The sequence below is a fragment of the Maribacter sp. genome, assembly GCF_039974175.1.
Taxonomy (GTDB): domain Bacteria; phylum Bacteroidota; class Bacteroidia; order Flavobacteriales; family Flavobacteriaceae; genus Maribacter_C.
Genome location: NZ_JBDWJN010000010.1, coordinates 890,935 through 903,788, shown reverse-complemented (window position 1 = coordinate 903,788; position 12,854 = coordinate 890,935). Strand labels below are relative to the sequence as shown.

Annotated in this window: 8 protein-coding genes; 2 read left to right on the top strand and 6 right to left on the bottom strand. The window is 39.6% G+C overall.

Features of this window, described 5'->3' with window-relative positions:
- Window positions 1-105 precede the first annotated feature (105 nt).
- The 5 genes from ABJN95_RS13125 to uvrA all read right to left on the bottom strand — a co-directional run bounded on the left by ABJN95_RS13125 (window position 106) and on the right by uvrA (window position 10,353).
- Window positions 106-1,281 carry a helix-turn-helix domain-containing protein gene (locus ABJN95_RS13125; protein ID WP_348370866.1) on the bottom strand — a complete coding sequence of 392 codons (1,176 nt, stop codon included), beginning with the start codon at window positions 1,279-1,281 and terminating at the stop codon, window positions 106-108.
- Between the two features lie 51 nt (window positions 1,282-1,332).
- The gene (locus ABJN95_RS13120) at window positions 1,333-3,744 is read right to left on the bottom strand and encodes a thiamine pyrophosphate-dependent enzyme (RefSeq protein ID WP_348370865.1); all 2,412 of its coding nucleotides are present in this window, start codon (window positions 3,742-3,744) and stop codon (window positions 1,333-1,335) included.
- A gap of 161 nt (window positions 3,745-3,905) precedes the next feature.
- Window positions 3,906-6,752, bottom strand: a complete 2,847-nt coding sequence (locus ABJN95_RS13115) for a metalloprotease (protein WP_348370864.1) — start codon at window positions 6,750-6,752, stop codon at window positions 3,906-3,908.
- A gap of 10 nt (window positions 6,753-6,762) precedes the next feature.
- Window positions 6,763-7,449, bottom strand: coding sequence for a TIGR00730 family Rossman fold protein (locus tag ABJN95_RS13110; protein WP_348370863.1), 687 nt, complete (start codon window positions 7,447-7,449; stop codon window positions 6,763-6,765).
- Window positions 7,450-7,518: 69 nt separating this feature from the next.
- Window positions 7,519-10,353, bottom strand: coding sequence for an excinuclease ABC subunit UvrA (gene uvrA / locus ABJN95_RS13105; RefSeq protein ID WP_348370862.1), 2,835 nt, complete (start codon window positions 10,351-10,353; stop codon window positions 7,519-7,521).
- 120 nt (window positions 10,354-10,473) lie between these two features.
- On the opposite strand from uvrA, the gene ABJN95_RS13100 reads away from it, so the two are divergent.
- Window positions 10,474-11,001 (top strand): hypothetical protein, encoded by a 528-nt coding sequence (locus ABJN95_RS13100; protein ID WP_348370861.1) that lies wholly within the window; start codon window positions 10,474-10,476, stop codon window positions 10,999-11,001.
- Window positions 11,002-11,054: 53 nt separating this feature from the next.
- On the top strand, window positions 11,055-11,954 hold the full coding sequence (locus tag ABJN95_RS13095) for a nucleoside hydrolase (RefSeq protein ID WP_348370860.1): 900 nt from the start codon (window positions 11,055-11,057) through the stop codon (window positions 11,952-11,954).
- Between the two features lies 1 nt (window position 11,955).
- Here ABJN95_RS13095 and ABJN95_RS13090 read toward each other — a convergent pair whose 3' ends face one another.
- Window positions 11,956-12,732 (bottom strand): TIGR03915 family putative DNA repair protein, encoded by a 777-nt coding sequence (locus ABJN95_RS13090; protein WP_348370859.1) that lies wholly within the window; start codon window positions 12,730-12,732, stop codon window positions 11,956-11,958.
- Between the last annotated feature and the right edge of the window lie 122 nt (window positions 12,733-12,854).

Sequence of the window (12,854 nt, the reverse complement as noted above, 5' to 3'; positions counted from 1 at the left end):
TGAACAGGTCAAAATTGCGAATCAACCATAAGATGTGCGCTTCAAATCGTACAGATAGGTCTCAAATACGATTTGAGACGTCTTAAATTGAAGTTCCTTTAGGTACTAACCGAAGGTTTTCAGAAACTCGGAAGGAGAAGAGTTTGTTAGTTTTTTAAAGACTCTATTAAATGTGGCTTTGCTATTAAATCCGCATTCATAGGCAATGCCGAGAATCGACAGCTGTTTGTGCTTATCTTCTTGCAGCATATCTTTAAAAGCTTCTACCCGATAGCCATTAACAAAGTCATTGAAGTTTTGATTAAAGCCTGAATTTATGATTTCAGAAAGCTGTGCTCGTGTCAAATTTGCCAATTTTGCCAAATCGGAGAGGTTCAATTCTGGGTTGAGATATGGCTTTTCATGCTCCATCAACCCTTTTATCTTTTGAATGTCCTCTGTAGCGATTTTCTTTTTTGAAATAGTATCCCTTTCCGGAATCGCAGCTCGATTAGGCGAAAAACTAAAATCTAGTTTTTTCAGCTTTGTGGTATCTGTGAAGAATCCTTTGATGCCGACATAAATAATAATGAGTCCAGTAAAAAGAGTCATCCACCATTGTTGTTTGTAGTCTAGGTCAATGAACATCGTACCCGTAATGGTCTGTATTAAGTCATACAGGAAAAGTGCGATGTATAGCAAAAGGAAATTCCGAATCCAGTTGAGTTCGAGCTTAAAGGTATTGGAGAAATATTCATTTATTTTTTTTCGATAATTATAGAAAAGTTGTAATGTAAAGGCGAGGTATAAGGTATTTTGAATATAACTGAAGATGCTGTAAACAGGCAGAAAATAGGCTTCATCGAAGTGAATTTTTAAATAGCCGTTTTGGGTTGCGGCAAAACCCGGTTGCAGGGCGTCATAGCTAAAAATTAGTATCCGGTAAATAATCACTAAAAAGGCCGGAAGAAAATGGAGCCAGTCTTTTTTGCGAAAACTAAAAGAAGACCTTGTTATTGACTTGACATACAAATAGATCAGTGGTGCAATGGCTATGGTTAATGCAATAAGTGCGTAGTTGATCTTGGTGTTTCTAAACGTATCATACCAGCCCATAAAACCTAGGGTATAGGTGGTTTGGTGATAGCAAGTGATTACCAAGATAAAAAAAAGGAGCACATCAGAAAGGTTCTTTCGTTTTCGATATCTATTGCAAATGAGTACGGCAAATATGAGCCCTTGTATGGTTAGCAAGAGAAGGGGAGTACTCCAAATATTAAAGTTGGGAAAAGCGAGAAACATGAAAATGATTTGTTTCTAAATATAAAAAAAACCGATAGCGGAAACTACTGCTTAGCGCAAATTGGGATAATCTTCGGGATTGGATTCGTGTATAATCGCATACACTTTTTCAAAAATATCTTCGGTATTTGGTTTTGAGAAATAATCTCCGTCGGAGCCATATGCCGGGCGGTGCGGTTTAGCCGATAGCGTTTGCGGGGCGCTATCTAAATAGGTAAAGGCGCCTTGTTTTTCAATGATTTCATGCAGTAGATATGCAGAACAACCCCCAGGAACGTCTTCATCAATCACCAATAGTCGATTTGTTTTTTGAACACTTTTTACCACATCATGATTGATATCAAAAGGAAGAAGCGATTGAGCATCTATAACTTCAACATCGATTCCAACCTCCAGCAGTTCTTTGGCTGCCTGCATTACAAGCCTAAGGGTAGATCCGTAAGAAACCAAGGTGATATCGGTACCGGTTTTTATAGTTTCAACGATGCCAATAGGGGTACAGAATTCACCTAGATTGTTAGGGGTAGGCTCTTTAAGACGATAGCCATTTAAGCTTTCTATTACCAATGCGGGTTCATCACTTTTCATAAGCGTGTTATAAAAACCTGCAGCTTGGGTCATATTTCTGGGAGAAAGAATATACATTCCCCTAAGTACATGTATTAGCCCGCCCATGGGTGAACCTGAATGCCAAATTCCCTCCAAACGATGACCGCGTGTTCTTACAATCAAAGGTGCTTTTTGTTTTCCAACGGTTCGATAGCGAATAGTTGCCACATCGTCTGTTAATGTGGGCATGGCATAAAATATATAATCAAGATATTGAATTTCGGCAATTGGGCGAAGCCCTCTTAGGGCCATACCGAGACCTTGGCCAATGATTGTCGATTCTCGTATTCCGGTATCGGCAACGCGCAGTTTTCCATGTTTATCTTGTAAACCTTCAAGCCCTTGGTTTACATCACCAATAGTACCTGTATCTTCCCCAAAAATTAAAATTTCAGGATATTTCTCCAATAGCCGATCAAAATTATCTCTTAATATAACCCGTCCATCAACTACAGCTGCTTTTGCATCGTACTCGGGTTTTACTTCGGCAATATTAGTTGCTTTATTGGCATTTTCACTATATAAGTGGTCACTGTAATTGGGTTGTTCTTTTTTTAGAAAATTATTGGTCCATGCCAATAGGGCTTCCTTTTCCGAGCTGTTTTCACCCAAAAGATAGCGCAACGCTTTTCTAGCAGTTGATGCCAAATCTCTTTTAATAGGTTCCTCTAAGGCAATAAGATCATTTTTGAGCTTTATTATAAAAGCCTTGTTTTGACTACTATTGGCTGCCTTATCAAGCAGGTCGACAAGTATTTTCTTTTGCGCCAAATGCGAGGCCAAGTATTCAGCCCAAGCTTCTTTCTTGGCGGTTCGCACTAATTTTTTAAGAGATAACTCCAAGGCATTCAACTCCTTTTCGGAAGCGATACCAGATTCGATTATCCATTCTTTAAAGCGTTTGTTGCAATCATTTACACGTTCCCATTCTAGGCGTTCTTCACTTTTGTATCTTTCATGAGAGCCTGAAGTAGAGTGACCTTGGGGTTGGGTAAGTTCGGTAACATGTATCATTACCGGTACATGTTCTGCACGAGCGATATCGGATGCGTTTTCATAGGCGTGCATTAAGGCCGTATAATCCCACCCTTTTACCTTTAAGATTTCATATCCTTTATTCGATTCGTCGCGTTGAAAGCCTTTAAGCGCTTCAGAAATATCTTCTTTTGTAGTGTGGTATTCCTGGGGTACTGAAATACCGTAGTCATCATCCCAAATACTAATTACCATCGGTACTTGCAAAACTCCACCAGCATTGATGGTCTCAAAAAACAAGCCTTCACTTGTGCTTGCGTTGCCAATGGTGCCCCAGGCTATCTCGTTTCCATTTACAGAAAACTTGGTTGCATCAATATCTTTGAGATTGCGATACATTTTCGACGCCTGCGCTAACCCTAGCAACCTTGGCATTTGACCTGCGGTTGATGAGATGTCGGGTGCGGTGTTTTTTTGTTTGGTCAAATCCTTCCAGCTCCCATCTTCGTTAAGACTATAGGTTAAATAGTGTCCTATCATTTGCCGGCCGGCACTCATAGGTTCTTTTTCGATATCGGTGGTAGCATAAAGGGCGTGGAAAAGTGCCTTTGGCGAAAGAAGGCCCAGGGCCATCATAAAAGTTTGGTCACGATAGTAACCGCTTCGAAAATCACCATCTTTGAAAGCGCGTGCCATGGCCAATTGTGGTAATTCTTTTCCATCACTAAAAATTCCAAATTTGGCTTTACCGTTCAAAACCTCTTTTCTCCCCATCAAACTGCAAATACGACTTAAGACGGCGATCTCATAATCCTTCAAGATCTGGGCTCTAAAGTCATCAAATGAAATGTCATTGCTGGTTTTGGGTGATATATCCATCTATTGCTGAAGGTTTTTGCAAAAGTACTCAATACCCGCGATTAATACAACTTTGAAGTAGGCATATTTATTGAATTATTGATAGAAAAAAGGAAGTAAAAATGAGTATTTGTTAGAAAAACAACAAATTACCCTATTCGTATTAAGAATTTGTTAAGAAACTAGAACCACTTTCGGGTGAATAAACCAGTGAGGGTTCTAGGGCTGACCGTAACAATAAATCGGATTTTTTCACCGTAATTTGGCTGTGAAATTTCCCAACCATTGTTAGAATACAATGGGAAGTACAACTCAAAATAGTCTGTTACTAAGTTCAAACGAATACCGGAGTCGTAAACAAATTTTTCTTTTAAGCCTTTGTTTTTAACAAAGCCGACATCACCATAGAATTCAATCCATCGCCATAAATTTACACTAGCATTGGCTGTAGCTAACCAATCATTGGAAAATCGGTATTGTTCATCTAAAAAGGACTTAAAACCACCCTCTGCGATAATGATCTGCTGACTGTACAAGCCAGAATCTTCTGAACGACCCAAATACGCATAATCAAAAAGATAATCCGTCGGACGATCTAGCGCAAAGCTGAAGAAATCGGAGTTGGTTTTGTTTCTTAAAAACTTTCCGGCATAGAGCCTCAGATTAAACTGGGTGTTGTTTTGAAAGAGCTTGCGATATTCATATTCTGCAGCGAATTTGGTAAACTTTCCTGATTGTTGAAAGTCTAGGTACAAAGAGGAATAATTTAAAATGTTATTGTCGACATTAGTATACCGAATATTAAAGACGCTGTAATCTGGATTTTCAGGATCGTTTCGCAGATCAGCCAAACTCTCGTCAATATCTCTGAAAATGTTAAGATATCGAAATGATAAAAATTGTCTTTTATTTGAGATTAGGTTATCGGGCCGCCATCCAAAACTCAATGAAGGCGTTATGGTAGAGTATCTTGAATTCACATTAAAATGGGAGGTCGAACCTCGCAGGCTATAGTTGGCGACATACAAGCCCGTTTTGGTTAGGTATTTTCGGTAGGAAAGTCGGCCGTAACCCACGAAAGCTTTTTCGCGAAAAGAATAGGAGGGAGCAAAGTCATAAACAAATGGACGCTCTAGCAGGGTTTTGTTGTAAAGTCGTAGTCCAGGAGTCCATCCATCATAAATATTAAAATTCAAAACAGGAACATAAAATACTTGATTGTAATATGGGTTTTCGGAATCTCTAAAAAATGTAAACTTTAACTTCTTGTTGCTAGATAAAAACCCGCCTAACGACTTCCAGTTATCGCGTTGATTGAATTCTGGTATTTTTTGATCATAATTTAATACAAGTCTTTTTTCTTCTCCCCGAGGAATGGTAACTGTTTTTTCTTTATCAATTCCTGAGAACCAATACTTAGAAACAACCGTGTCATTTTTCAGGCCAAACATTGAAATGGGAACTACCGTACCTTCCTTATTTTTAATGGTAATGCTTAGCGAATCTTCGGTTTTTTCAATTTTTTTGATCTTATAATCGATGATGCGATCGGAGTAGACATAGTTATTGAAGAACCAATCGATATCTTGGTCTGCTGAGCGTTTTAGTATAGATTCAAAATCCAATACCCGTACTCGGTTCAATTGATAGAATTTGTAAAACGTCTTTATGCTCTCGTCTACCTTTTCTTTGCCAATATAACTTGCCAAATAGGCCAAACCCAAGCCTGCCTTGTATTTGTTCCCAATTTTTTGATTTGCAACAATCAATGAGTCGTTTGGTGTGATCAAGGGCTGGTCTAGATTTTTACGTGCAATACCCAGGTAAAAAAATGGATACTGTTCGTTAAAGCTCATCTTCGCCAAATTAAAACTACGGATACCCCAAATTTTAGATAGTTTTCCCAATAACTTTTGATCGGGATAAAACTCGTCGACATAGGCAATCATTAAATAATTTGCGATGGCATGGTTCAACCATTGCTCTTTTCTAGGGTTGAGATATATAGCTTCTTCTAAAATATTGGTCAGCGCCGTTTTCAGAATTTTCATCTCAAATTGAAATCGCTCCTCGTAAGGCCGTATAAATTTGGGCAGTTGGTTTAGTCCGTAAAGCGGGTTCTTGCTATAGTCGATTCTGCTGACTAAAAGCTGTGCATGCGGATATTTTCCAAGATTTTCATAAATAAATTTTGTCACTCTATTGATAGATATTCCTTGTAAAACAGCATCGTATTTGGTAGCAGTGATGTCTGTCTTTATAGTCATGTGTGGTGTGATGTGCGTAGTAAAAGTATCTACCGGAGAGAAAATTAATTCGCAACTTTTATGGCGATTGCCCTCAAGCTGTGCCTGTTGCCCTCCTGGAAACTGTGAATTCCCTAGAATTCTGTAATTCGAGGCTAAATTAAGAGCTTCGGGGTACATTAGGTTCAAGGTAGTTTCAGTCGGATCGGTGTATAAGTCTTCGAGATTTTTGTTCGAATACAAATGCCATTTGCCATCAAAAACGGCTGGCGTCAAATACCAGTCTTTAAGGTAATATCCATCTCGGCTGTAGCCGTAGGGGGTATACTTATTTGGCGGTAACTTAACTACATAGGTAAAAAATATTTTGGCAGATTGATTTGGAAGTAAGGGCTTGTTCAAGAATAATTTGATAATATCTTTTCCTGAAGAGCGCTCCCAAGTCATGCCTCGATAATCATCGTCAACGACGGTCATAATGTTAGTAAAGCCCCTTTCCTCATCTTTTGCCAAGTGCAGACTTTTCTTGAACTGTTCTGCAAAACTTTTGGCCAAGGCGGTATTCTTGTCGGAGTATGCATTGGCCCAATCATTGAAATAAAGCGTTTCTAAGGGTTTGTTAGCGTAATTGTGATAGGTGAACTCTTGTTGTATGCTGAGTTCTTTGGTTTCATCGTTTAGTCTCACGTTTAGCGAATTCATATGCTGCGCACCAGCTGAGAAAGTACCCAACAAAAGCACCAGGATGCCGATCGCAATATGTGAATGCACTTTTTGCTTCAATGAGTAAACTTTAGAAGTTGGGACTAAGAGATCGGCCCTTGTAGAATGCGTCGATAATTTCAACGACTTCTTCCTCGGTGTCGACCAAATGGATAAGATCTAAATCTTCGGGACTAATATTTTTTGCCTCCAACATCGTATTTTTTATCCAATCGAGTAAGCCTTGCCAAAAAGATGTTCCTACCAGTATGATGGGAAATTTTTCAATTTTGTTGGTTTGAATAAGCGTTATCGCTTCGAAAAGCTCATCTAAGGTGCCAAAGCCACCAGGCATTACAACGAAGCCTTGTGAATATTTGACGAACATCACTTTACGCACAAAGAAATAATCGAAATCAAGACTCTTATCGTTATCTATATATGGATTATCGTGTTGTTCAAAGGGAAGGTCAATATTGAGTCCTACCGATATTCCCCCGGCCAAATTTGCACCTCGATTACCGGCTTCCATTATACCAGGGCCTCCACCTGTAATAACTCCGTAACCAGCTTCGGCAATACGCTTTGCTATACTAGTAGCCAATTTGTAATACTTTTCATTCTCTTTCGTTCGGGCAGAACCGAATATAGAAACGCAGGGACCGATAAGGCTCATGCGCTCAAAACCATTGACAAATTCACCCATGATCTTGAACAGCGCCCAAGAATCATTCGTTTTTATCTCATTCCAACCTTTATGATGTTGTTCTTTTCTCATATAAAGTGATTTTTTTAATCCCCTCCTTGGAGAGAACCTTCTAATTTTGGGAGTTTGATTTAAATCAACCTACAAACCTAATTCTTTTCTCAAAAACTTTGCCGTATAGCTTTTTTTGTCTTTTGAAATTGCTTCTGGTGTTCCTTTTGCAACCACCATTCCGCCGCCACGACCGCCCTCATAACCCATATCGATGATATAATCGGCCATTTTGATCACATCCATATTATGCTCGATAACCAAAATGGTATTTCCTTTGTCTACCAAACGGTTCAAAACTTCCATTAGTACGCGAATATCTTCAAAATGTAAGCCTGTGGTGGGCTCATCTAGAATATAAAAAGTGTTGCCCGTATCTCGTTTTGATAGTTCTGTGGCCAATTTGATGCGCTGCGCTTCTCCGCCCGAAAGGGTAGTTGATTGTTGCCCCAATGAGATGTAACCCAAGCCTACATCTTGTATGGTTTTTAGTTTTCTATGAATTTTAGGAATAAGCTCAAAAAAGTCTACCGCTTCGTTTATGGTCATTTCAAGCACATCTGAAATCGATTTTCCCTTGTAGCGAATCTCTAGCGTCTCTCTATTAAAACGTTTGCCATTGCAAGTTTCACATTCTACATATACATCTGGCAAGAAATTCATTTCAATTACCCGAAGTCCTCCACCTTGACAGGTTTCACACCTTCCTCCGGTGACGTTGAAACTGAAGCGCCCAGGTTTATAACCTCTGATGGCCGCTTCAGGGGTTTTGGCAAAGAGGGAACGTATTTCGCTAAACGTGCCCGTGTAGGTAGCCGGATTCGAACGAGGGGTTCGCCCTATCGGACTTTGATTGATATCAATGACTTTATCAATATGTTCTAAACCGCTAATCTTTTTATAAGGCATGGGCTTTTTTACACCATTGAAATAATGGGCATTCATGATAGGGTATAGCGTCTCATTGATTAGTGTAGATTTTCCACTGCCTGAAACTCCAGTAACGCCTATCATTTGTCCTAGGGGCAGTTCTATGGAAACATTTTTTAGATTGTTGCCGGTACAGCCCGTAAGCGTAATTTTTTTCCGATTGCCAGTTCTGCGTTTTTTAGGCGTCGCAATTTCCTTTTTACCCGTGATATAATCCGCCGTTAAGGTGTTTTCTTTTTTTAAATCCTTCGGAAGCCCCTCAGATATGATTTCTCCACCATGTCGACCTGCGTGTGGCCCGATATCGATAACATGATCTGCCCGTTCTATCATATCGCGATCATGCTCGACCACAATTACAGAGTTGCCAATATCACGCAGTGACTCTAAAGATTGAATCAAACGATTGTTGTCGCGCTGGTGCAGGCCAATGCTTGGCTCATCTAATATATAGAGAACGCCTACTAGTTGAGATCCAATTTGGGTAGCCAAGCGAATACGTTGGGCTTCTCCACCAGATAATGACTTTGAACTTCGGTTTAACGAAAGATAATCAAGACCGACATCCAATAAGAAACGGATTCTTGTCTTGATTTCCTTAATAATCTCTTCGGCAATCTTTAATTGATTTCCCTCCAATGATTTTTCTAAATTGGCAAAGAAATCGGCCAGTTCGGCAATATCTAATTGCGCTAAGTCTGCTATATTTTGTTCGCCAATCTTAAAGTTTAGCGATTCTTTACGCAAACGAGACCCCCCGCAGGTAGGGCAGCTTACCTTGTCCATGTATTCTTTGGCCCACCGCTTAATTGAGGTAGAAGCAGCTTCGTCAAACTGATTCTTAATAAAGTTTGCGATACCCTCGTAATCAATTTTATAGGTGCGTTTTACGCCAAGAGTTTTCGAATCAACTTCGAAATTTTCCACACCACCATGCAGCAAAACTTCCATAGCCGCATCTGGAATCTTCGTTATGGGATCGGTTATTTCAAACTCATAGCGTTGCGCAATGGTTTCGATTTGCTTGAATGCCCAAGATTTTTTGTATTCACCTAAGGGGGCGATCCCTCCTGATTTGATAGACAGTTTTTTATTGGGAAATATCTTCAATTCATTTACTTCGTAAACGTGTCCGAGTCCGTTGCAATGCGAACACATGCCCTTTGGCGAATTGAAGGAAAATGTATTGGGTTCTGGGCTAGGGTAGGAGATGCCTGTACTTGGGCACATCAAGTCTCGGCTAAAGTATCTTGCCTCTAAAGCACCTTCCTCAAGTACCATTAAGACGTTATCACCACTATACATGGCCGTGTTTATCGATTCGGCAAGTCGTTTGTCCATATCTTCGGTGTCGGTCACCTTCAAGCGGTCAATGACGATTTCAATATCGTGTACCTTATAGCGGTCGACCTTCATTCCCTTTACAATATCTTTTACCTCTCCGTCAACGCGAACCTTTACAAAACCCTGTTTTCCGATTTGCTCAAAGAGCTCGCGATAATGACCCTTTCTCGATTTGATGATAGGCGCAAGTACATTTATCTTTTTTCCGTCGTAGTCGGTTTTGATAAGTTCTTTGATTTGCTCATCGCTGTAACTAACCATTTTCTCTCCTGTATTATAGCTGTAGGCGTCACCAGCTCTAGCGAACAGTAAGCGTAAAAAATCATAGATCTCTGTAATGGTTCCTACGGTGGAGCGAGGAGATTTTGAAGTGGTCTTTTGTTCAATGGCAATTACAGGAGAAAGTCCGTCGATTTTGTCAACATCAGGCCGTTCTAGTCCACCCAAAAACTGACGCGCATAGGCCGAGAAGGTTTCAATATACCGGCGTTGGCCTTCTGCATATATGGTATCAAAGGCCAGTGAAGATTTACCACTACCGGAAAGCCCCGTAATGACGACTAATTTCTCTCTTGGAATGGTAACATCGATGTTCTTCAAATTATGAACACGTGCGCCTTTCACTTCTATATTTTCCTCGTAGTTTATCATTCGATTCGACAAAGTTGCAAAAGTACGATTTTGACCTCTAAAATGAGAATAGGTTTCAAATCCTTTTTGTTATTTAAATGTTAGCTTCTAACTTTGGCTTTTTAACAGAAAATACTGCAAATGCAAATCTTAGGAATAGGCTCAAGAATTGATCATACCGAATTTGGTAAAGGGGTTGTCACCAATGTAACCTCAAAATACTACTGGGTTACTTTTATGGAAAACGGATTGGAAACGATAGCTGTTGACTCGGAATTCGAGATCATAGAAGCGGTTGAAGATGAGGTTGATAGCGTAAGTTTTTCAGAAGTTGAACAGTCTTTGATTGCAATTTTAAGAAAATGGAGCGATGCCTCTTCGATAAGCCCAATAGCTGATAAATGGAAAGGTGGTACATTGGTCTTAGCACCAAAAGACACTGGTCTCGCCAACAAAGAAATACCCATCCAAACATTTTTTCATAAGGTGGTGATGGTTCGTGATCGCATTAGGGTGATGGAACAGAAAATAAACGCCAGTAAAAATTTAGATGACCAAGAAAAAGTTGATTTGCAACAGTATATAACGCGCATCTACGGAAGTTTGACCACTTTTAATGTGCTCTTTAAGAACCAGAGTGACCATTTTGTAGGAGAACGTTCCAAGTAAGCCTGACATAATTATGTATTTTAGGAGCTGCGATATTCTAAAATAAGGATGCCATGCTAAATCAAGCTCGAAAATTAACTTTCTTACTTGCACTTGTAACTAGTACTGTAGTTTCTCAGGAAAAAACCAAGGTATTATTAGATGCCGATACGGCTAATGAGGTTGACGATGCCTTCGCTTTGGGCCTTATTTTAATGGATCCAATGGTTGAAGTTACTGCCCTGAATGCAACCCAATGGCAGGCGAGTCACTGGTCTACTACAAACAGTATGGAAGACAGTCATCGTCTTAATCAAACACTCTTAGGCGTAATGGGGCTTGGCATTAAGACCAATAGGGGTGGGGTAGCAAGAATGTATGATTGGGGTGATCAAGCACAACATTCCGCAGCGGCTTATGAAATTATTAATCAAGCCCTAGCGTTGAAAGATGCTGAAAAATTGAACGTAATTGCTTTGGGTGCACTTACCAATGTCGCCTCGGCAGTATTCATAGAACCTTCGATTGCCAAGAAAATCAAATTATTTTGGTTGGGTACAACCTATGATTTTGAAAAGGGGGTGCTGCGCAGAGATGATTTCAATTGTATGATGGACCAATATGCCTTAAGTCATCTTTTATTTTCGGAAGTCGAAATGCATATTATTCCCGTCAGTGTTGCGAATCAAATGACATTCGATTACAAAGAAACCAGATTGAAATTTGAAAATCACTTTCTAGGAGATTATCTACTTAAAATCTGGGACGATCATATTGATTCTGGACGGACGCGTAGAACAATCTGGGACTTATCTATAGTCAACGCCTTTCTCCACCCTGAATGGATGGAAGAAGTGGAAATAACTACATCTAAGGACAATGGTGATCGCAAAATATTTTACTATAAAGATTTCGACGCAGCGCAAATGCGCGAGGATTTTTTTACTAAAATAAACGACTACGAAAGGCCTTAATCTATACAGCTTCCTTCTTCTCGCTCATATATTTCCAATACCTTTTTGGTACATGCTGGGTATGCAATTTCATGTTGATACGTGATTTGATATTGGTGCTTTTGAAATAGTTATTCCACAGGTCTTGATAGCTGTATTCCGCAGCTGAAAAGGTGTCATTTTGCCGAATACTATTGGTGTACACTTCCTTTAAATCTAAAGAAACGATTTCTACCGAATGTAAGTCATAGAACAATCCGTATTTGCGTTTGACATCATAGATCAACCATTGTTGGTCTGCGTACCGTGAACGGAAGTGTTTTGAAATCAAAGGCAGTACATCAAAATCAGGTTCAATATTAGCAAAATAAACACCATCTTGTGTCAATTGAAAACGTACAAAGGCTTCCATGCGATGTTTCTCTCTACCTACTAATTTTGCCAATTGACTTATCTTTAAGACGGTATCGTCGGAGAAATTCAGATGCACTAGATCTTTGGGAGAAAATAGTTTTTTAATGTATCGATAGAGCAAGAGCTCAATACCTTTTGTTTCGCCCAAAAACGCAAAGTAGATATTTTTAATAGCGGCATTGCTTTTCTTTTGAATTCCGTTCCATACCCTTTTAGCCTTATCCATTTGAGTGAAAACGGTTTCGGTCTCTGAAAACAACCCCCGCTGGGCGGTAGCGTTCTTTTGAATATCCGCCACCTGAATACCCTCATCAAAAGCCTTAAAAATTGTGCTAAGGAACCCATTAAAGCTGCCATCGTAGATTAATATTTTTGCTTGTCTCATAGTGTTGTGTTTTATCCGTGAGAGGAGATGAGTAATTTTCTTAAGATGGTAAATGATTTTTTAAGTTCGTTTCTAAATGCTACCAAACTGTAACCAAAGTTTAAAATGTGACGACGTCCTTT

What these genes read in the sequence shown, in the direction of transcription:
- uvrA (WP_348370862.1), bottom strand. Translation starts at nt 10,353, where the DNA reads ATGATAAACTACGAGGAAAATATAGAAGTGAAAGGCGCACGTGTTCAT.
- ABJN95_RS13125 (WP_348370866.1), bottom strand. Translation starts at nt 1,281, where the DNA reads ATGTTTCTCGCTTTTCCCAACTTTAATATTTGGAGTACTCCCCTTCTC.
- ABJN95_RS13095 (WP_348370860.1), top strand. Translation starts at nt 11,055, where the DNA reads ATGCTAAATCAAGCTCGAAAATTAACTTTCTTACTTGCACTTGTAACT.
- ABJN95_RS13100 (WP_348370861.1), top strand. Translation starts at nt 10,474, where the DNA reads ATGCAAATCTTAGGAATAGGCTCAAGAATTGATCATACCGAATTTGGT.
- ABJN95_RS13120 (WP_348370865.1), bottom strand. Translation starts at nt 3,744, where the DNA reads ATGGATATATCACCCAAAACCAGCAATGACATTTCATTTGATGACTTT.
- ABJN95_RS13090 (WP_348370859.1), bottom strand. Translation starts at nt 12,732, where the DNA reads ATGAGACAAGCAAAAATATTAATCTACGATGGCAGCTTTAATGGGTTC.
- ABJN95_RS13110 (WP_348370863.1), bottom strand. Translation starts at nt 7,449, where the DNA reads ATGAGAAAAGAACAACATCATAAAGGTTGGAATGAGATAAAAACGAAT.